General features: G+C 65.5%; 15 protein-coding genes. 10 read left to right on the forward strand and 5 right to left on the reverse strand.

The annotated features are described in order from the left end of the window. Positions 1–11 precede the first annotated feature (11 nt). Both HYR72_09020 and HYR72_09025 read left to right on the forward strand, forming a co-directional pair. Positions 12–4,745 (forward strand): beta-propeller fold lactonase family protein, encoded by a 4,734-nt coding sequence (locus HYR72_09020; GenBank protein ID MBI1815106.1) that lies wholly within the window; start codon positions 12–14, stop codon positions 4,743–4,745. Continuing rightward, the gene (locus HYR72_09025) at positions 4,742–5,752 is read left to right on the forward strand and encodes a hypothetical protein (GenBank protein ID MBI1815107.1); all 1,011 of its coding nucleotides are present in this window, start codon (positions 4,742–4,744) and stop codon (positions 5,750–5,752) included. The genes HYR72_09020 and HYR72_09025 overlap by 4 nt, the downstream gene beginning before the upstream one ends. Positions 5,753–5,948: 196 nt before the next feature. On the opposite strand, the gene HYR72_09030 is transcribed toward HYR72_09025, so the two are convergent. Next, positions 5,949–6,248, reverse strand: a complete 300-nt coding sequence (locus HYR72_09030) for a Rieske (2Fe-2S) protein (protein MBI1815108.1) — start codon at positions 6,246–6,248, stop codon at positions 5,949–5,951. A gap of 472 nt (positions 6,249–6,720) precedes the next feature. Between HYR72_09030 and HYR72_09035 the strand changes: the two genes are divergently transcribed. Then, complete coding sequence (locus HYR72_09035) at positions 6,721–7,557, forward strand: SDR family NAD(P)-dependent oxidoreductase (protein ID MBI1815109.1); 837 nt, start codon at positions 6,721–6,723, stop codon at positions 7,555–7,557. Then, a complete protein-coding gene (locus HYR72_09040; protein ID MBI1815110.1) occupies positions 7,554–8,321 on the forward strand; it encodes a glucose 1-dehydrogenase in 768 nt (255 codons plus the stop codon). Before HYR72_09035 ends, HYR72_09040 begins: the two co-directional genes overlap by 4 nt. A 9-nt stretch (positions 8,322–8,330) precedes the next feature. On the opposite strand, the gene HYR72_09045 is transcribed toward HYR72_09040, so the two are convergent. Further along, entirely contained in the window at positions 8,331–9,158 is an 828-nt protein-coding gene (locus tag HYR72_09045) for an SDR family NAD(P)-dependent oxidoreductase (protein MBI1815111.1), read from the reverse strand. 277 nt (positions 9,159–9,435) lie between these two features. On the opposite strand from HYR72_09045, the gene HYR72_09050 reads away from it, so the two are divergent. The 3 genes from HYR72_09050 to HYR72_09060 are packed head-to-tail and all read left to right on the forward strand — an operon-like array spanning position 9,436 to position 12,201. After that, complete coding sequence (locus tag HYR72_09050; protein ID MBI1815112.1) at positions 9,436–11,352, forward strand: alkaline phosphatase family protein; 1,917 nt, start codon at positions 9,436–9,438, stop codon at positions 11,350–11,352. 28 nt (positions 11,353–11,380) lie between these two features. After that, positions 11,381–11,788: a DUF1992 domain-containing protein gene (locus tag HYR72_09055; protein ID MBI1815113.1), complete on the forward strand. Its 408-nt coding sequence runs from the start codon at positions 11,381–11,383 to the stop codon at positions 11,786–11,788. Then, entirely contained in the window at positions 11,758–12,201 is a 444-nt protein-coding gene (locus HYR72_09060) for a hypothetical protein (protein ID MBI1815114.1), read from the forward strand. Before HYR72_09055 ends, HYR72_09060 begins: the two co-directional genes overlap by 31 nt. Here the strand turns inward: HYR72_09060 and ltaE are convergent. The 3 genes from ltaE to HYR72_09075 all read right to left on the reverse strand — a co-directional run bounded on the left by ltaE (position 12,191) and on the right by HYR72_09075 (position 16,163). Further along, positions 12,191–13,204, reverse strand: coding sequence for a low-specificity L-threonine aldolase (gene ltaE, locus HYR72_09065; GenBank protein MBI1815115.1), 1,014 nt, complete (start codon positions 13,202–13,204; stop codon positions 12,191–12,193). The genes HYR72_09060 and ltaE overlap by 11 nt on opposite strands. A 67-nt stretch (positions 13,205–13,271) precedes the next feature. Then, positions 13,272–14,705: a 2-isopropylmalate synthase gene (locus HYR72_09070; protein MBI1815116.1), complete on the reverse strand. Its 1,434-nt coding sequence runs from the start codon at positions 14,703–14,705 to the stop codon at positions 13,272–13,274. Positions 14,706–14,831: 126 nt separating this feature from the next. Beyond that, the gene (locus HYR72_09075) at positions 14,832–16,163 is read right to left on the reverse strand and encodes an ATP-dependent 6-phosphofructokinase (GenBank protein ID MBI1815117.1); all 1,332 of its coding nucleotides are present in this window, start codon (positions 16,161–16,163) and stop codon (positions 14,832–14,834) included. Between the two features lie 163 nt (positions 16,164–16,326). On the opposite strand from HYR72_09075, the gene HYR72_09080 reads away from it, so the two are divergent. Genes HYR72_09080 through HYR72_09090 form a run of 3 tightly spaced genes read left to right on the forward strand, consistent with a single transcriptional unit; the run spans position 16,327 to position 20,296 of the window. Beyond that, positions 16,327–17,202, forward strand: a complete 876-nt coding sequence (locus HYR72_09080) for a ribose-phosphate diphosphokinase (protein MBI1815118.1) — start codon at positions 16,327–16,329, stop codon at positions 17,200–17,202. Positions 17,203–17,260: 58 nt separating this feature from the next. Next, positions 17,261–18,766, forward strand: coding sequence for a thymidine phosphorylase family protein (locus HYR72_09085; protein MBI1815119.1), 1,506 nt, complete (start codon positions 17,261–17,263; stop codon positions 18,764–18,766). Next, the gene (locus HYR72_09090) at positions 18,767–20,296 is read left to right on the forward strand and encodes a hypothetical protein (GenBank protein MBI1815120.1); all 1,530 of its coding nucleotides are present in this window, start codon (positions 18,767–18,769) and stop codon (positions 20,294–20,296) included. It abuts the gene before it with no gap. Positions 20,297–20,298: the final 2 nt, after the last annotated feature.

Consider the following 20,298-nt stretch of genomic DNA (forward strand, 5'->3'; position numbering starts at 1 on the left):
GCAGGAGGCACTTGATTGCGAGCGCACTATCCGTGCTCCTCATCGGCTGCGGCGGCAGTAGCGAAGGCGCTGCGCATCCAACCGCGAGCCCGACGCTCGTCCCAACCGCCACCAAAGAACTGACCGCAACACCAACGCCCCCGCCGACGCAGTCACCGACCGCGAGCGGCACACCGACAGCTTCGGTTACGTCGACGGCCACCGTTACGCCGACACCCACGTCCTCGCAGACACCGACCCTCACCTCGTGCGGAGTGGCGGCGCCTCCGCTCGTTGATCCAGTGATCTCCCCCACCGATCTTCTGCAGCAGACCATCACTGGATTCGCGCACTTAACCGGAGCCCGATCCATCATCATTTCGAGTGAGGGTAGGTGCCAGGTCGACCGCGAGTTCAACCTCCGCTTCAGCGCCACGTGCACGCTGCTGCCGAATCAGATCAACCACGTGGAAGTGTGCTTGTACAACTCCTGCGGCGCCGTCCAGAAAGCGTGTACCCGACGCGATGTGAACGGGGCTCCTCTGGAAATCGCTCAGGTTGCCAGCTTGCCAACGTTGACCCCGACTCCGTCGCCCACAACTCCGGCCGTGACGCCCACGAGCACTCCGACCCCTTCGCCGACTTGCGGCCAAACGGTCTTCCAGTTCTGTCCCGACGGAGTGACGACGTGCCCGCGCAACGGCGACCTCTGCTGCGTCTGTGAGGCGACTCGTACACCCACGCCGACGCCAACGATCACAAGTACGAGCACGCCGGATTGTGGAGCAATTGCACCGCGCCTCGATCCGCTTCCAGTCTCGACGGACGAGTTGAAGATCCACGTCACCGGCACCTACACCGCGTTCGCACCGGATACGTCGATCAGCGTGTGCAGCGAAGCCGCTTGCTTCTACCAAGCTTATGTCTCCGACCAACCGAGTTCCTACCATCAACTCGCCTTCGATCTCACGCTGAAGCCCAACGGCGTGAACCACATCACCGCCTGCGGCCGTTCGGGCTTCTGCAGGAACCGCGAGTGCAAGCCGCCGATCGAGATCCTCCAAACGTGCGTAGAGACCGTCCACCCTGACTGCCTCGGTGCGACGAGCTGCGGGCCATGTTGCCTATGTGGGGCGACAAACACCCGGACCCCCACGCCAACTGCAACGGCGCCGACGCCGACCATCACACCGACAGCGCCGACACCGACGATCACTCGGACACCACTCGTCGGTCGCTTTGCGTACATCACCAACTACGGTGGTGACTCTGTCACCGTGATCGATACGGCGACCAACACGATCGTCACCGACGTCACGGTCGGCCGCGCACCGTTCCGCGTAGCGACGACGCCCGACGGGCGCTTTGCCTTGGTGACGCGGCCACTCGACGATCTGGTCACCATCATCGCGACGCTCAACAACTCAGTGGTCGCGAATGTCCGCGTGTTCCGACCGAGCGGTATCGGTATCAGCCCCGACGGCGCCACCGCATACGTCAGCGAATCGATCTTCGGAACGGTCGCAGCCATCAATGTGCAGGCCGGAATAGTGCAGGCGGCCGTCTGTGTTGGGGGACTACCGGATGACGTCGCCGTGGCACCTGACGGAGACATCCTGTACGTGACCGACCGCGAGACACCAACGCTTCACATCGTCGATCTCGACGAGCGGCTCACGCTGCAACGCTCGCTGCCAGTGTCAGCACGAACGGGCGCGGTGGCCGTGGCACCCGACGGCGCAACCGCTTACGTCGGCAGTACCTCTGCTCAACTCGGCAGCCTCTGGTCATTCGACACCGCCGCGTTGATGTTTGTCGATCACGTCGACTTCGGCACGGCGCAGCCCGCGGCCGTGCGCGTCACGGCCGACGGCACGGCCGTCTTTGTCACCGATGTTCCGTCCGGGTCCGTCTCGGTCGTCGAGCCGGACACCCTGCACTTGAAAGAATCCATCGCGGCGGGCGACGCCCTACGTGGCATCGCGTTCACACCCGACACGGCGCTGGCGTACGTGGCCGATCAAGCGGCGAGCACAGTGATCGTGCTCGACACCGTGCACGGAACCGTGGCGTCGACCATCGAAGGGCTGAGCAATCCCGCCGACGTGGCCATTGCGGATCTCCGCTCGCCCACCCCGTGCGACGGCGGTGCCGTTTGCACCCCGAGGCCCACCTTCACCCACCGGCCGACGCGCACACGTACCCCGACGCTCACACCGACGCTGACGCTGACACCAACCGATACACCGACGCCGACACAAACACTGACCCCCTGCTTCGCGAACCAGGGCACGCCGTGCACACCGCTACCGACGGCGACACCAACGCGAAGCGTTACAGCAACGGCCGCCCTCAACGCCACCTCAACCATAACAGCGACCCGTACTCCGACACTCTGCCCGCCCGATCAATTCCGTGGATGCGCGTGCAGTGGCCCTCCTGCGTGCGCGTGTCTGGTCTGCCCGCCCTGTCCGCCCGGCTACTTTCTCAGCGCAACGCCGGGAAAGTGCGCGTGCGGCTTCGGACCCAGCCCAACGCCGACGCAAACGCACCCCGGAAGCGTCACGCGCGCCCCGGTCGCGACGTTTACGCCCACAATCACTCCGATGACGCCGACCGTGTCGCCGACCTGCAGCCAAACCGTTTTTCAATTCTGTCCCGACGGCGTGACGACGTGCTCGCGCATCGGCAACGCCTGCTGCATCTGTGAGGCGACGAACACTCCGAGTGCGACGCCGACTCCGACGTCAACCTGCGCGCCGACCGGCACGCCGTATCACAGCGATGACTGCCGTCCGTGCCCGACAATTCGCGAGGGATGCTACGCCTCCGGGTGCGGACAGTGTATCCAGAACCCCACGGCAACTCCGACACCGACGGTTCCGACACCGACAGCCACGCCTACCGCCACGCACACACCGGCGTTGTGCGTGACGGGTCTGAACCCTGAGATGGCTTCTGTTCCAGGCACAGGCGGATCTGCGTGTACCAATGTCATCGCCCCCGCGGATTGCTGTTGGGAGGCTCGGGTTCGGTATGGATACGTCTTGGAACAAGGCTGCGGCAATGGCGTCGTATGCTACTCGCTCGGGTTCAACGACGGACAGTCTTTTCGCCTCTACATCGATGTGGGCAGCCGGACGTTCGTGGTCTCTCAAAGCATGCCGTCTTCGCCTACCACGAGCAGTACCGCCACGGTGACCGTGACGCCGACGGCGACACGCACCCTCAAGCCGACTCAGACGCCGACAACGACGCCCACGATCACGCACACACGCAAGCCGACCGCGACATCGACTCCGTCGTTCACGCGCCGGCCGACACAAACGCCGACGCCGTCGTCGACTCCGCGACCGACACGATCGCCTACGGCCAGCGTCACTCCGACACCGAGCAAGACGCCACGACCGTCGATCACTCCAACGCCGACGCCCACGCAGACCCCGCTCATCGGCCGTTTCGCCTACGTTACCAACTACGGTGGCGACTCGGTGTCGGTCATCGACTTGGCGACCAACGCGATTGTCCGCAACACCGTCGTCGGCCGCGCGCCGTTCCACATCGCGATTACACCAGATGGGCGCTTTGCCTACGTGACGCGTCCGCTCGATGATCTGGTGTCGGTCATCGATACAGCCAGTAACAGCGTGATTCGCGACATTCGCGTCGACCGGTGGCCGGCCGGGATTGCGATCAGCCCCGACGCGCGAACCGTCTACGTCGCCAGCGAGGTCGCCGGGGTCGTCGATGTGATTGACGTCGGAAGCAATGCTATTCGCGGCATCGTCGCCGTGGGCGGTGAACCGAGTAGTTTGGCGGTCGCACCGGGCGGCGCATCTGTGTACGTGACGAACTCGCGATCCACCTGCTTGTCCGTGGTGGACGTTGAAACCCTCGGGCGGGCCGACCACTCGATCGGTTTACCCAGTGGTGTTGTGGCCGCGTCACCGGATGGCGCGCGGCTCTATGTCAGCACCCACCACCCGTTCGCCGATGCCTTGTCGTTTGTCGACCCGACCAGCTTCGCTATCGGCTCGAAGATCGACTTCGGCGTCGCGTTGCCACAGGGTGTCGCGGTCAGTGCAAACAGTGCACGGGTGTACGTGACGGACGCCCCGGTTGGATTTGTCTCGATCATTGATCCGTCGGCCGGGTCCGTCATCGGCTCCGTTGGTGTGGGAATCTATCCGCGCGGGATCGCCCTCACATCGGATGGGACGCTGGCATACGTGGCGAACGAGGCGTCGCGCTCCGTGTCCGTCATCGATACGGAGACGATCACAGTCGCGCGCACGATTTCGTTTCCAAACTATCCCGTCGATGTCGCGATTGCCGATCTCCGCGCGCGAACATGCGTTGGCGACGCACCCTGTACGGCGACGCCGACGTTCACCACGCGGCCGACACACTCCGCAACACCAACGCCAACGGTGACACTGGGAGTCCCGTGTTTTGGCGGCATCACTTGCACGCCGATGGGTACGTCAACGAGGACACCCACCGCCACGGTGACGCACACCCGTACGCCGTGCCCGGCTGGGTCCTTCGCCAGCTGTACGTATCCCAGCAGCAGCCCCGACTGCGGGGCGGATACCCGATGCGAATGCATCGCGTGCCCGCAGTGCCCGCCAAATCAGGTCCGACCTTTCGGGCTCGGCGACTGTCTCTGCATCCGCGAGCCCACTCCGACTGTACAGCCGCCCGCCACGCCACGGGCTACTCCCACACCAACCAAGATATCGCTCGCGTCAATGGGAGTTGCATGACGGCTTCGTGGATTTCCCGAAGCCGGTTGCTGCGCTCGCGGCATGTGCTTGCGACCGCACTATTCGCGCTCCTCGTCGGTTGCGGCGGCAGTGGCAGCGGTGCGCTGCCGACGCCCTCGCCGACGTTACTGCCGACCGCGTCGCCAACGATGAGCGCGCCGACCCCGACCGTATCCGCAACGCCGAGCAACACCGCAGCGCCCACGGACTCGCCGACTCCAACGCCCACCTGCGCTCCGACCGGCACGCCGTATCACAGCGATGACTGCCAATCGTGTCCTACAATTCGTGAAGGCTGCTACGCCTCGGCGTGCGGCCAATGTATCCCGAACCCGACGTTGACACCGACACCGAAGGGTCCGACGCCTTCACCTACCTGCGCAGGGATCATCTTCGCGTTCTGCCCGGGCGATACCTGCGGCCCGTGCTGCATGTGCGAAGCGACCACTACGCCGACGCCTCCGGGCAAAGTGACCAACACGCCGGGTGCCACCCCGCTGCGAACGCCGGTGTGCGCTGGACCGTGCCCCGACCTCGTGGCGAGCCAAGTTGGCTTGTTCTCCTTTTACGGTTGCATCGTTTCGTTCAGTGATTGGTTGGCTCTTCCGCGCGATGTGCGGGTGTGCGTCACCAATTTTGGCAATGCCGCGGCCGGGTCGTTCCATGTTTCGGTCGGACCTCCGGTCTCGACCGTCTTGACGGTGAACGGGCTCGCGGCCGGCGGTTCCTCATGCATGACGTTCCCGCACGGAAGCGAATTTCCCAGGCTCGACGTGTTCGCCGATTCCCTCAACGAAGTCGACGAGAGCGACGAGTCGAACAACAAGGCCGCCTACGCCCCGACCGGAACGCCGCCGACTATATGTACCCCGACGCCCACCCCTCCGGCGTCGCCTCCAACCGTCACGGCGACGGCGACTCGATCAGGGGGCACGCCCACCTCCACACCAACGATCACGCCGACTCCGACGAAGACACCCTCGCTGATTCCCGCGGCCTTCATCTGATTCGGTAGGGCGGGCGGCTCGCCCGCCGTGCAGGCAGGGACGCCTGCACCCACCAGGACTCTTCCTTCGTGCCCTTCGTGTCTTCGTGGTGAACTCCGTTCGGCCGCGTTGCTTCTGCGCTGAACCGGCCTCTGCACCGGAAGACGCAATCACTATCGTCGGCGCGCGCCAGAACAATCGGAAAGGGATCCGGCGCTCAGTCGGGGATCTCGACTTCGACGTGGTCCCCGACGATAGCGGCGGCGTAGACGGCGACGCCGCGCGTAGCGGGGCCGCGCTCGACGGCACCGGTTTGCAAGTTGAAACATGAGCCGTGCGTGCGACAGGACACGCGGCCATCATTGATCAAGCCGTCATGCAGGGGAAAGCCGCGATGCGGGCAGACGTTGTCGATTGCAAAGACGTCGGTGCCAACCCGGAAGATCGCCAGGCGCCGCGCCCCAACGTTGACGGCGATGCCGCGCCGCTCGGGAAAGTCGGCGACAAGTCCAATCATGACGCGAGACATCGGAGAGTTGTTGGCGTTCGTGCCTGGCCGGTGACTCTCGCGACGGGTCCGCACCGTAGCGCGGACCCGTCGCGCCCCCCTCAGAGCCCCGCGCGCGCCTGCCAAGCAGCGTGAACGCGGAATTGCTTCGTTGATGGCGATGTGTTCGGCACTGCTCGACCAAGTCGGTGGCCGCAATTAGCACAGCAGCAAAGCCGTCAGCAAGGAAAAACTTCTTCGTCGGATGTTCGGCCAGCATCAGTGGCCCCTCGATACGCAGCCCTTCGATACGCGACCTTCGGCGGCTACTCAGTGCCGCTACTCGGGGAAGCGGTTTCTTTCTCGGCGAATTCAATACCCGTTTGCCCGAGTAGATCGCGAAGCGATCGTATCGAGGGCCTACTTGTGCAAAGTCCATCGTCGGTGCTACTCGGAGCCGGCGCGCGAACTCACGCAGGCAACGACCCCAAAGGAGATATGCATGGATGCGTTCAAGGACCGAGTGGCGGTCATCACCGGTGGCGCCGGCGGGATTGGCCTCACCATGGCGCGAGCGTTTGCCGCGCGCGGCGCGAAGCTGGTGCTGGCCGATCTCGACGAGGCAGCGCTGCAGCGGGCGACCACCGAGCTGACCACCGCCGGGGCCGCGGTGCTCGGAGTCCGAACCGATGTGACCAAGCTCGCCAGCGTGCAGGCACTGGCCGAGGCGACGACGCAGCGCTTCGGTGCGGTCCACATCGTCTGCAACAACGCCGGCGTCGCCACCTTTGGTGAGATCTGCGAGTCGACGCATCAGGACTGGGAGTTCACGATGAACGTGAACTTCTGGGGCGTGGTGCACGGCGTCGAAACCTTTGTGCCTCGGCTGATCGCGCAAGGCACCGGCGGCCACATCGTCAACACCGCGTCGATGGCGGGGTTGGTCGGCATGCAATGGCTGGGCATCTACTGCGCTTCGAAATTCGCGGTGGTCGGGTTGACCGAAGCGCTGCAGCGCGAGCTCAAGCCGCGCGGCATCGGCGTCAGCGTGCTGTGCCCGATGATCGTCGCCACCAATATCAATCAGAACTCGGTGCGCATGCGTCCCACCGAGCTGCGCAACCCGGGCGAGCAACCCCTGCTGGAGAACGGCGCACCGGTCGATGTGCCAGACGGCGCAATGAAGGGCGGCACCATCGCGCCCGAAGAAGTCGCCCGCCGCGTCGTGCGCGCGATCGAGCGCAAGGACCTCTACATTCTTACGCATCCGGAGCAACGCGAGTTCCTGCGGCGGCGAGCCAAGAGACTCGATGCGATGTTCGAGGAGGGGACCTGGTGAACGATCTATTTTCGATTCAAGGCAAAGTGGCCGTCGTCACCGGCGGTTCACGTGGTATCGGGCTGATGATCGCGCGCGGCTTCGTCGAACACGGCGCGAAAGTGTACATCGCGTCGCGCAAGCAAGCGGATTGCGACAAAGTGGTCGCCGAGTTGTCGCCACACGGCCCCTGCGTGGCAATTGCCGCCGATCTCTCGACCGAGGCGGAGTGCAATCGCCTGGCGCAAGCGATCGCCGCGCGCGAGTCTGCCGTGCACATCTTGGTGAACAACGCCGGCGCCAACTGGGGCGCGCCGTTGGAGGAGTTTCCGGATTCGGCGTGGGACAAGGTGTTGGCGCTCAACGTGAAGGGTGTCTTTCATCTTACGCGCGCCTTGCTGCCGCAGCTCAAGCAGGGCGCGCGGCCCGGCGATCCGGCGCGCGTCATCAACATCGGGTCGATCGACGGATTGAAAGTCCCGCTACTGGAGACCTACGCGTACTCGGCCAGCAAGGCTGCCGTGCATCACCTGACGCGCGCGTTGGCGATGAAGCTGGCCAGCGATGGCATTACGGTGAACGCAATCGCGCCCGGTCCGTTCGAAAGCAAGATGATGGCAGTGACGCTCGATCGCTTTCGCGACGCCATCGTTGCGTCGTGCCCGCTGGGTCGTATCGGCGAACCGGAAGACATGGCCGGCACCGCGATCTTCCTCGCTTCGCGCGCCGGCGCTTACATCACCGGTGCCGTGTTGCCGGTCGACGGCGGCATCTCGACACGCTGAGCGACACATTCACCGCGGGCGTGCCTTGGCCTTGTCGCGCGCGGCGGCGATGGTCGTCGCCGGCACCGGGTCCCAGCGCGCGGCGCCCTTGCGGAACAGACCGGGCAGCAAGGCTTTGAACAAGAACACCCAGCGCAGTGATTTGGGTACGGTCATCTCGTGGCGCTTCTTTTCGATGCACTCGAAGACCGCGTCGGAGATCAGGCTCGGCGGATATTTCTTGCCGCGATAGCGCACCGGTGCTTCGGACGCGGCTTTGTCCCAAATCTCGGTGTCGATCGGGCCGACGTGAATGACAGCCGGATGAATGTTCGAGCCGACGAGATCGAGCCACAAGCCTTCGGTGAATCCAGTGAGCGCGAACTTTGAGGCGGCATAGACGGTTTCGCGCGGCGGCGGGATCTTCCCCGCGCCCGACGAGATGTTGATGATGTAGCCTTCGCCCTGGCGCAGCATCGCCGGCAGCGCGGCGACTGTGAGATACGCCGGTGCGAGAAAGTTCACCCGCATCGTGTAGTCAATGTCTTCGGGCGTCACATCGAAGAATTGCTTGTGCTTGGGAATGCCGGCGTTGTTGACCAGGATGTCGAGCCGACCGAATCGTTCGACGGCGCGCGCCACGACCGCTTCGGCGAACGCTCGCTCGGCGAGATCACCGACGCATGACTCCACCTCGACACCGACCGCGCGGCACTGCACGGCGACCTCTTCCAAGAGTGCCGCGCGTCGCGCGGCGAGCACCACATGCGCGCCACGGCGCGCGAAGTCGAGGGCGATCTGCTTGCCGATGCCCGACGACGCGCCGGTGATCAGCGCGACTTTTCCGCGATAGTCCATCCGTGTCCCTTCAAGCACAGGGCAGGAAGGCGAGTAAAGGCGCGGGCGCACAAAGACTCGCCGCCCCTCGATACGCCGCCCTTCGATACGAAGCCTGCGGCGTCTCCTCAGTGCGACTACTCGGGGAAGCGGTTCCTTTCTTGAGGAGCCCAATGTCCGTTTGCCCGAGTAGATCGCGAAGCGAGCGTATCGAGGGCCTTCTTGAGTCTCCGCCGACTTTGCGTTGAATTCCTTTCCTCGGAGTGAGATTAAAGGAAAGCCAGAAAGAGGAGCGTGCATGGAGCGTGTCTGCGGGCCGGAGCGATCGGGTGGGCAGGGGCTGGATCCGAACCAAGACGAGTCGGGCGATCGCGCGATTCTCGCGTTGCTCACCGATCCCCACGTGCACGAGCACATGGACCTGGCCATCACCTGCCGCGGCGACGCGTATGAAGTCTGGGCGCAGCGCGGCATGATCCGCTTTCAGCGTCTGCTCGCCAACGGACATTTCGAGTACAAGGTGATCGAGCAGATCGGCAACAACCCGATTGCCGATCAGCGCCACACGCCGATCGCGACGTGTGCGGAGGAACTATCCGCCGCCGCCGCATCGGGACATCCGACCGAAGACGTCAACCATGCGTTCATCGAACCGTCGCAGGTCAGTTATCCGTACGCGTACGAACGCATCGCGCAACTGTTCGACAGCCCCAACGCGCCGGACATCGTGGTCAGCGCGAAGGCTTACGCGTTCGGACTCCAAGCCGGTCAGCACGGCGCACTCGACATCGTGCAGTCGCGTGCGCCGCTGGCGTTCGCCGGGCCCGGCATCAAGCCCGGGCTCTACGAGTCCGCGCCGCGCCACGTCGACATCGCCCCGACGGTTTGCCGACTGATGCGTTTTCCGTTGATCGACGGCAAGGACGGTACCGGCCGCACGGCGGGCGAGCGCGGTGTTGCGGCCGACGTGTATCTCAAACGACAGGATGGGCGCGTGCTCGACGAGATCGTCGATACGAGCGCCAAACCCGAACGGGTCTACTTCGTCATCTTCGACGGCCTGAGCAACAGCGAGCTGCGCCACCTGCTCGACACCAACGATGCAATCATCACTAATCTGCGCCGGCTCCTCGATCGCAGCGCGCGCTTCGTCTACGGCTCGACGGTGAACTTTCCGTCGATCACCTGGCCGAGCCACAGCACCATCTTCACCGGCGCATACTGCGGCCATCACGACATCGTGAACCCGAGTTACTACGACCGCGCCGCGCGGCAACCGCTCGCGCCGCAAGGCCAGGGCGTGCAAACCGAACGCTATCTCGGCGACGGCGTCGAGACGCTGTACGAGGCGTTTCATCGCGTGCTCGGTCCCGCGGCATTCACGGCGAACATCCATGAGCCGCAGGGACGTGGCGCCGATCACGCCGCGCTGGAGCGACGCATCGTCGGTCCGCGCGATCGCATGAAGGCGCTCACGGCGGAGTTCGGCGCGGCGATTCATCCACGCTACCTCGCCGACGGCCACGAAGGGGTGCAGCGCGAAGCCGTGCTCGACACGCGCGGCATGGCCCAGCTCTTTGTGCTCTTCGACGACCCGTCGCACCCACTGCCTGTGCTGGTTGCGCACGAGTTCGCGCTGACCGACGGCGCCGGCCACGACTACGGCCCGCACGGTAGCGGTCTGCGCACCGCGATCGCCGAGACCGACACGCGCCTCGGGCATGTTCTCGACATGCTGGAAGCGAAAGGCCTGGTCGATTCGACCCTGTTCGTCTTCACCAGCGATCACGGCATGGCGGCGCAGGACGTGAGCTTGCGCGCCAACCCCGCGCGGCATCTCGAACGCATCGGCATGAAGACGGTGACCGGCGAGCCGATGATTTGGCTGCGCGATCTCGCGGTGGAAGTCGCACCGGCGCCCGACGGCCGCACCGCGCGGGTCACCGTGCTCGACAACGACGCGGATCAATCCGGCGAGCAGCCACCGATCAAGAACGCCGAGGTGATCGTCCACACGCATGCGGACAACGTCATCGCCCGCTTGCAGACCACCGACGCCGGCGTCGCGGGCTTTGCCACGCCGCCCGACATCGAACCGTCCGCCATCGCCCTGTCCGTTCGTCACCCCGACTACAACCCGCGCCATCTGCGCCTCGACGGCACGCGCATCGGCATCGATCTGCGCGAGCAGTTGTACGGGAACCGCACCGGTTGACGAAGAATCAAGGCGTCAGGAGAGCCGTATGACCCAGCGCAAACCTGCCGGGCAAACGTGGGAGTCGTGGATCGAACAACAGGTCCGGGCAGCGCAGCAAGACGGGCAGTTCGACAATTTGTCGGGAAAGGGAAAACCGATCCCCGGACTCGATGGTCCGCACGATCCGATGTGGTGGCTGAAGGATCTTGTCCGACGCGAGAAGGTCTCCGATGTCCCTGCTGCGATGGCGATTAGAGTGAAGGTCGAGCGCGAGATCGAGAAGCTGTGGACGCTCACCCGCGAAGCCGACGTGCGTGCTCGCATCGCTGCGCTCAACCGGGAAATCGCCAAGGTCAACCGTACGACGGTGTCCGGACCGCCGACGAGTCTTGGGCTGCTCGACGCGGAAGCAATCGTGCGCCAATGGCGCGAGCGGCAAGTATCGACGCGCTAGCCTTCGTCGCCGAACACGGCGTCGTCCTCGAATCGGCGCGCGGGCCGGTGCCGAATCTGGCGCAGGCAATCGCCGGCGAACCGATTCGCGGCAGTTGGTGGGGGCATCCACGCGGCAACGCCATCCACAACGCGACCTGTGCGGTGCGCGACTCACCTGATGTGCTGGTCTGCCGCCTGATCGGCGGCAAGATCACCTACGTGCACCGCCGGCTGTGGCCGGCATTGGTGCGGTTGGCGTCGCAGTTCAAGCCGGCGCAACTGGCCGCGATTCGTGAACAGCATACCGCGAGCGGCAAACACCGCGTCGTCACCACCACGTTCCCGCGCTGGGTGACCCCGGAGATTCGCGCAGCAGCCGCGCGATTGTCGAAAGAAGCAGCGAGGCAGTTGTTGGGCGCGGCTATTTCTTGAGCGCGTCGCCGATGCGGGTGAGCGCCTCGTCGATGTCGGCGGTCGACACGTCGAGATGGGTCACCGCGCGGAACACCTGCGCACTAACTGGATTCATCAAGAGCTGCCGAACGCTGATCGAGCGCAGGAACTCCATCGTGTTGTTGACGTGGAAGAGCACGATATTGGTTTCCGGCGCCGGATCGACGACGAGCCCGAGCCGCGTCAGCCCGTCCGCCAAGCGGCGCGCGTTGCGGTGATCGTCGGCGAGTCGGTCGACATGATGTTCGAGCGCGTACAACCCCGCCGCGGCGAGAATGCCCGCTTGCCGCATGCCGCCGCCGTACATTTTGCGGAAGCGATGGACGCGGTCGATGACCTCGGCCGAACCGCACACCAGCGAGCCGATCGGCGCGCCGAGACCCTTCGACAAACAGAACGACACCGTGTCGAACGGTTCGGCCCATGTCGCCGCGGGGATGCCGCTGGCCACCACGGCGTTGAACAGGCGCGCACCGTCGAGGTGCAACTTCAAGCCGTGTGCGCGCGCGGCCGCGACCACGCGTTGGAGTTGCTCGAAGGGGAACACCCGACCACCGGCGGTATTGTGGGTGTTCTCGATCGCCACCACCGTCGTCGGCGCATAGTGATGATCGCCAGGACTGACACCGGCGTGAACGTCGTCGGCGTCGAACACACCGCCGCTTCCAATGCTCCGGGTCTGCACACCGGCCAGCGCGGCGGCGGCGCCCGACTCGTATTTCAGAATGTGCGCGCCGTCGCTCGCCAGCATCACCTCGCCGTGATGGGTCAGCGCGCGGATCGCGAGTTGATTCGCCATCGTGCCCGACGGCACGAAGATCGCGGCTTCCTTGCCGAGCCGTTGCGCCGCGACCCGTTGCAGCTCGTTGACGGTGGGATCTTCGCCGTAGACGTCGTCGCCGACTTCGGCGCCGGCCATGGCCGCACGCATCGCCGGCGTCGGCTTGGTGACCGTGTCGCTGCGCAGATCGATCGTCTTCATGGCGCGGCATCATAGCGCGCTGCGGGTCCGACCAGAACCCCACTGCCGGCGAGCGTGAAGGAACCGCTCAGAGAAGCGCCGAGTCGTGAGACACCACGCGTGTCCCAGCAACCGCAGACTCGTTCCCCACCAAGCTGGGAAGGTGCACGCGCACCTGCGCCAGCAGCTCTTCGTCGGAGATCGACGTCGTACGCTCGTGCCGGTACTGGTCGTCGACCCACTCGGTGATGTGCTTCACCGCATCGGACTTCTTGTCCACTCGCGCCGTCGCCGGGATATGGAAGTACGAGTTGATCCACCACGACACGCCGGCGGTGCCGGAGGTTTTGTCGATGGCTACACGCGGCGGCCGGCCGAGCACGGCGGTGGTGTCGAAGACGTTGTAGATCTCTTCGTCCTTCAGCAACCCGTCGGCGTGAATCCCGGCGCGGGTGACGTTGAAGTCGCGCCCGACGAACGGATAGCTCGGCGGAATGCGATAGTTCAGTTCGCGTTCGAAGTACTCGCCAATCTCAGTGATAACGGACGTGTCCATGCCGTTCGCGTCGCCGGTGAGCGAAATGTACTCCATCACCAGCCCCTCGACTGGCGGATTGCCGGTGCGCTCGCCGAGGCCAAGCAGGGTGCCGTTCGCGTACATGCAGCCGTACAGCCACGCGGCCGACGCGTTGGCGAGCACCTTGTGGAAGTCGTTGTGCCCGTGCCACTCGAGACAGTCGGACGGCACACCGCACTCGCGCCGCAATCCCTGAATCAGCTTGGGGACGCTGCGCGGCAGGGCCACGCCGGGCAGCGGCACGCCGAAACCGAGCGTGTCGCAGACGCGGATTTTGATCGGCATGCCGCTCGCCTCGCTCAGCCGCATCAGCTCGCACACAAATGGTGCGACGAAGCCGTAAAAGTCCGCCCGCGTCGCATCTTCGAGATGGCAGCGAATGCGCACGCCGGCATCGAGCGCGGCTTGCACGATGCGCAGGTAGTCATCAAGCGCCTCGCGCCGCGTCTTCTTCAGCTTGCGGAAGATGTGGTAGTCGGAGCACGAAGTGAGAATGCCCGTCTCTTCGAGCCCCATCTCCTTGACCAGGCGAAAATCCGACGCCACCGCGCGAATCCATCCTGTCACCTCCGGAAAGCTATACCCGAGCGCCAGACACTGCTCGACCGCCGCGCGGTCGACGTCGGAGTAGAGAAAGAACTCCGCTTGGCGGATGATTCCGTTCGGCCCGCCGAGGCGATGGAGCATGCGATAGAGATCAAGGATCTGCCGCACGGTGTAGGGCGGCCGCGCCTGTTGGCCATCACGGAAGGTCGTGTCGGTGATGTAGAACGCCGGCGCGGGGTCGAGCGGTTCCGTCGAGCCGTCGAGCACGATGCGTGGTGGCGCGTCGTACGGAAACATCTCGCGCAACAAGTTGGGCTCATCGACGTCCTGCAGCGCGAAACCGCTCGCAACCGGAGACGCCCCGGCGCGTCGTGCACCGTTCGTGTGTTCTGCGATCATCGGCAACCTCCCACATCGCCACCGCGGGCGCGCGCCTGGCGCGCTCGGTTGTGTCCGCCGTGGCCTGCTTTGTGGTCGATACTATCGCTGATCAATACATTGTCAACGTTGAGCGATAAATCAATATTAGGACGAAACCGGCTCGCCGGCGGCGGCTGAAAACGCGGACTGTCCCGTGGTTTCGAGGACGCGCTGCCAAATCGGCCCGTCCGGATCGAGTTGCCGCCGGCTGGCCACCGCGAGCGGAATCGGCACATGCGTCAGTTGCTGATTCCAGAAGCCGACCATCATGTTCGTGCGGCCGCTCATGCCCGCGTGCACCGCGTGTTGGCCGAGCGCGAGACAGAATTCCGCGTCCATCGAGTTCGCCGGCTGGCTGCGAATGCTGTAGCTCGGATCGAGATAGCGGACGGTGACCTCGGCGCCGCGCGCGGCGAAGTGCTGCGCGATTCGTTCCCTGAGAAACGGCCCAACGTCTTTGAGCTTCACATTGCCCGAGGCGTCATGCGCGCCACCCGGCTCGTGAATGAGCTCTTGCCCCGCGCCTTCGGCGACCACGATGACGGCATGGTGTTTCCGCTCGAGCCGGCGCTCCAGGGCCTGAAGCACTCCCGCCTCGCCATCCAGCGCGAACGGTGCTTCCGGCACCAGGCAGAAGTTGACGTCGCAGCTCGCCAGCGTGGCATGCGCCGCAATGAAGCCGGCCTGCCGACCCATCAACTTCACCAGGCCGACGCCGTTCCATGCCCCGAGCGCTTCTTGATGCGCGCCGTTGATGACCATACGCGCGGCCTCCACCGCGGTGGCGAAGCCGAAGCTGCGCGTGATCCATTGAATGTCGTTGTCGATGGTCTTCGGAATCCCGATCACACCGATGCGCTCGCCGCGACGCGCGATCTCCGCACTCAGCGCCGCCGCGCCCTTCAGGGAGCCATCACCGCCGATGACGAAGAGAATTCCGATGCGCCGCCGCACCAGCGTGTCAACCATGTCGCTGACTGCTTGCGGTCCGCGCGACGATCCCAGCACGGTGCCGCCGAACTCGTGAATGCGGTCCACCATTGCTGGCATCAACGACAGCGGCTCTTGCGCGTTACGCGCCAGGCCGGCGTAGCCGTAGCGAAAGCCGAGGACGCGCCCGACGCCGAAACTGTAGGTGAGGGTCAACACGATCGCGCGAATGACGTTGTTGATCCCCGGGCACAAGCCACCGCAGGTGACGATGCCGCAGGTCAGTGCTTTGGGATCGAAGAACACTTGCCGCCGCGGTCCAGCCGGTTCGAACGCCGGCGGTGATTGCCCGGATCGCAGGTAGGGCTCCAAGTCCGCCACGTCCGCCGAGAGCAACACTCGATGGGCTTCGTCCACAAAGGGCATTCCGCTGCCGAGCAGCGCGCACGGGACAGTGCATGGGCCGAGTGTGGAAACGATCAGTTCGTCGGCAGTCGGGAACGTCATGGCGGACACTCTCATACCACACTCACCTCGCTCCGAAAGAAATCCGAGCGCGGAGGCACGCGCCGAGAGCAATCCGTGTAATCCGCGCAATCCGTTGTAAAGCTTCTGGACGCGATCGCTCCGTTGTTCGGTGTCGCAGCGGATGCTATCGCCACGAGCGGTGATGCGGCTCCGATTGCACACATTTGCCGACAGCGCCCGCGGCGCGCGCGACCTCGCCACCCACCTGGGCACGGCGCCTCCGGCGCTTGTCGAGGTTCACCGCTTTCCCGACGGCGAGACGCTGGTGCGCGTCGCCGCGCCGGTTGCACGCCATGCCGTGCTGGTGCGATCGCTGTTCGATCCGAACACGAAACTAATCGAGACCGTGCTCGCCGCCGACGCCTTGCGCCGCAGCGGCGCACACACCGTAACGTTGGTGGCGCCGTACTTGCCGTACATGCGCCAAGACGCCGTCTTCCGTGCCGGCGAACCGATCTCGCAACGCGTGATCGGCTCGCTGCTGCGGCGTGCGTTCGATCGCGTGCTCACCGTTGAGCCGCACTTGCACCGGACGCGGCACCTCGCGGAGACCTTCGGTCGCGGCGCGCGCGCTCTCTCCGCCGCGCCGGTATTGGCCGAGTGGCTACGGCGGGCCGAGGGCGACATCCTGATCGTCGGACCGGACAGCGAATCGGAGCCGTGGGTGCGGGCAATCGGGCGTGCCGCGCACCGGCCGTGGGTCTTCGGCTCCAAGCAACGACTGGCCGATCGTTCGGTCCGCATTCACTTTCCGCCATTGCCCGCGACCACGAGGGCGGTGATTGTCGACGACATCGCCAGCAGCGGCGCCACGCTCGCCGTCGCCGCGCGGGCGCTGCGGCGCGCCGGTATTCGCACCGTCGACGCGATCGTCGTGCACGCGATCTTCACGCCCGGCGCACTGGCGCGGATTCGCGCGGCCGGGGTACGCCGGATCGTCTCGTGCGACACCGTGCCGCACCCGACCAATCGCATCGCGACGGCACCGCTGTTGGCCGCCGCGCTGGCCGCTCGCTGATCGCAGCGCGCCCTGGTCTGTGGATTTGCAGTCGACGATCAGCCATAAGCCACCAGCCATGTTCCGACTCAAGCATCTGCAGATTGACACGCTGAGTGAGCACGTGGTGTTCATTCACGAAGCGGCCGTACGCGCCGGTAATCTCGGCTTGCAACCGCTCGATCGTGTGCATGTCGTCGGCGATGATCCCGCCGGCGGACCGCCGCGTGAAGTCACCGGCATCCTCAACTTCTGCCGCGATGCGCTGGTGGCGCACGACGAGATCGGCTTGTCGGACGTGACCTTCCGCGATCTCGGTCTGCCCGACGGCGCCGCCGTGCGCGCTACCATTGCGCCGGCCCCGCGCAGCGTCGACTTCGTGCGTCGCAAGTTGCGCGGCAAGCGGCTCGACCGCGCGGCGTTCGACGCGATTCTCACCGACGTCGTTCAACACCGCTACTCGAAGGTCGAGCTGTCGATGTTCGTGCTCGCCTGCGCGTTGCAGACGCTCGACCTCAGCGAGACCGTTGACCTGACGCGGGCGATGATCGCCGCCGGCACCACGCTCGACTTCGGCCCCGGGCCGATCGTCGACAAGCACTGCATCGGCGGTGTGCCCGGGCACCGCACCACGATGGTGGTGGTGCCGATTCTGGCTGCGCTCGGTTTGACGGTGCCGAAGACGTCGTCGCGCGCGATCACCAGCCCCGCCGGTACGGCCGATACGATGGGCGTGCTCGCTGAGGTCGCGCTTTCACCGGCACGCATCCATCAAGTGGTTGAGCAAGCCGGCGCGTGCATCACGTGGGGGGGCGCGCTCGATCTCGCACCAGCCGACGACATCCTCATCACCGTCGAGCGGCCGATGGAGATCGACACCGAGGTGCAAATGGTGGCCTCGATCTTGTCGAAGAAGAAGACCGCGGGCGCGACACATGCCCTGATCGACATTCCCGTCGGTCGGACGGCGAAGATTCGATCCATGCCGGCGGCAGAGCGCTTGGAGGAACTCTTTCGCGCGGTGGCGAAGGAGATCAATCTGCGACTCGAGGTGGTGATTACTGAGGCGCACGGACCGATCGGCTGGGGCATCGGGCCGCGGCTCGAAGCACTCGACGTGCTCGCGGTGTTGCGCCGCACACCCGGCGCGCCGACCGACTTGCGCGAGAAGTCACTCTATCTCGCGGCGCGCATTTTGGAGATGGTCGGCAGCGTGCCGCCTGCGGGCGGCTATCGCGCGGCGCAGCAGGCCCTGGATTCCGGCGCGGCCGAACAGGCGCTCGATCGCATCGTGGCGGCGCAAGGCGCGCGTGAGTTCCCGCCCGAGGCGCCGTACCGCCACACGGTGACGGCGGCTGGCGACGGCCACATTCGCGCGATCGACTGCTGGGAAATCGCACGGGTCGCCAAACGCGCCGGCGCGCCCGCCCACGCCGCGGCCGGGGTGCGGCTGCTGCGCACGGTAGGCGACGTCGTCGCCACGGGCGAGCCGTTGTTCGAAATCCATGCGCAAAGCATGGCGCAGCTCGATTTCGGACGCACGTACGCTGCCGCGCATCCCGACATCTTTTGCTTCGGGTTCTAAATGACCCCGCCGCCCCGCCGCCGGCTTGGCGCGTTGCTGCTGGTCATTGCCGGTGCCATCGGCTGCATCCATCTCTATGGACGCGACTCGATCGATGAGGGCGACAATCTCGCCGCCGGCATGCTGATCGCGCGCGGCTGGGTGCTGTACCGCGACATCTTCTCACACCACTTCCCATTCGCGTACTATTGGAGCGCACTAGTCGCCGCGTTGTGCGGGCCATCGCTGCTGGCATGGCGGCTCTCGCAGTTGCTGTTTCAACTGGCTGCGTTTGGCACCGCGATGTGGCTGACGCCGTTCCCAATCGCGATCGGCATCGCCGCCGTCGTGTGGCGAGCGCTGTCGCCGGCCAATCTCAGCAACATGGTTCTGTACCACAACTTCACCGCGGCGGCGTTGCTGCTGGTCGGCACGCTGACGGTGGCGATCGCGAGCGGCTCTCTACGCCCCGATCGCCGCCACCGCGCGGCACTCAGCGTCGGCGCGATCATCGCGATACTCTCCGATCCACTCGCGGTGTATCCCGTGCTGCTCAGCCTCGCGGTGCTCGCGCTGACTGCGGGCGCCCGCTTCAGCCTGCGCATCGGCGTCGCGGTGGCCGCCGCGATGGCGCTAACCGCGGGCTACCTGTGGGGCAGCGGCGCGCTGGGTGCGTTCACCCACGACGTCCTACGTTTCAACGCAGAGGTGTATGCGAAGTATACCCGCGTCGATCCGTTTCCGCTGTGGCGCACCGCGCAAGTTGCAGCGACCGGACTCGATGTGTTCGATGCGCGGTGGCGCAATGTCTCGCTGGCGTTGCCGCGCCTGATCGAACCGGACCGCTGGATCTTCACCGGCTTGCTGTTGCGGCTGGCGGTGATCGGCGCGAGCGCGATGCTGGTACAGCGCCGGCGCGTGACCGCCGCGATCTATCTTTACCTGTTTGCGGCGCTGCTCCTCGCCGGCATCGGCGACGAGCGCTTCCGCGCCAACGCGTTCGTGCTCGTGGCGTTGTTTGCCGCGGGCGGGTTGGTCTCGGGCGAGTGGCGACGCGACGCGGCCGCGCCGCGGGCCGCGACTCGCGGCGTCCTCGCGGTGACGCGCCTGGTGGTCGCGGCGATGCTGCTGTGGGTGGTCGCGAGCGATCTCCGCGTGAGCCTCACCCATGTCGACCGCTTGAGTTACGCCCACAACTTCGGCGACTACGAGCAGCGAGCCGGGACGATCACCCGCTGGCGCTGTGACCGCGACGACGTCGCTCTCGCCTACTACCCGGCCGATCCGCTGATGCACGTCTTCACCGGCATGCCGCCGGTGTCGCGCTATCTGTTCATGCTGCCGTGGGTCGCCGAGGTCGGCCAACCGGACGTGTTGGCGAGCTTGCCGACCACCGATGCCGTCGTGTCGATCGATCTCTCCGGCGACGTGTGGGGTTATCGCACGCGCGACTATCTCGCACCGATGGTGCAGTTTCTCGACACGCGCTACGTGAAAGTTGCAGACGGGCTGTGGGTGTCGCCGCGGCTCGCGCATGGCTGCGCGCAGTAGCC

This window comes from Deltaproteobacteria bacterium, assembly GCA_016178705.1.
Lineage (GTDB): Bacteria > Desulfobacterota > Binatia > HRBIN30 > JACQVA1 > JACOST01.

Coding starts and splice junctions, on each gene's coding strand:
- HYR72_09025 (MBI1815107.1), top strand. CDS start 4,742: ATGACGGCTTCGTGGATTTCCCGAAGCCGGTTGCTGCGCTCGCGGCAT.
- HYR72_09030 (MBI1815108.1), bottom strand. CDS start 6,248: ATGATTGGACTTGTCGCCGACTTTCCCGAGCGGCGCGGCATCGCCGTC.
- HYR72_09035 (MBI1815109.1), top strand. CDS start 6,721: ATGGATGCGTTCAAGGACCGAGTGGCGGTCATCACCGGTGGCGCCGGC.
- HYR72_09045 (MBI1815111.1), bottom strand. CDS start 9,158: ATGGACTATCGCGGAAAAGTCGCGCTGATCACCGGCGCGTCGTCGGGC.
- HYR72_09050 (MBI1815112.1), top strand. CDS start 9,436: ATGGAGCGTGTCTGCGGGCCGGAGCGATCGGGTGGGCAGGGGCTGGAT.
- HYR72_09055 (MBI1815113.1), top strand. CDS start 11,381: ATGACCCAGCGCAAACCTGCCGGGCAAACGTGGGAGTCGTGGATCGAA.
- HYR72_09060 (MBI1815114.1), top strand. CDS start 11,758: ATGGCGCGAGCGGCAAGTATCGACGCGCTAGCCTTCGTCGCCGAACAC.
- ltaE (MBI1815115.1), bottom strand. CDS start 13,204: ATGAAGACGATCGATCTGCGCAGCGACACGGTCACCAAGCCGACGCCG.
- HYR72_09070 (MBI1815116.1), bottom strand. CDS start 14,705: ATGATCGCAGAACACACGAACGGTGCACGACGCGCCGGGGCGTCTCCG.
- HYR72_09075 (MBI1815117.1), bottom strand. CDS start 16,163: ATGACGTTCCCGACTGCCGACGAACTGATCGTTTCCACACTCGGCCCA.
- HYR72_09080 (MBI1815118.1), top strand. CDS start 16,327: ATGCGGCTCCGATTGCACACATTTGCCGACAGCGCCCGCGGCGCGCGC.
- HYR72_09085 (MBI1815119.1), top strand. CDS start 17,261: ATGTTCCGACTCAAGCATCTGCAGATTGACACGCTGAGTGAGCACGTG.
- HYR72_09090 (MBI1815120.1), top strand. CDS start 18,767: ATGACCCCGCCGCCCCGCCGCCGGCTTGGCGCGTTGCTGCTGGTCATT.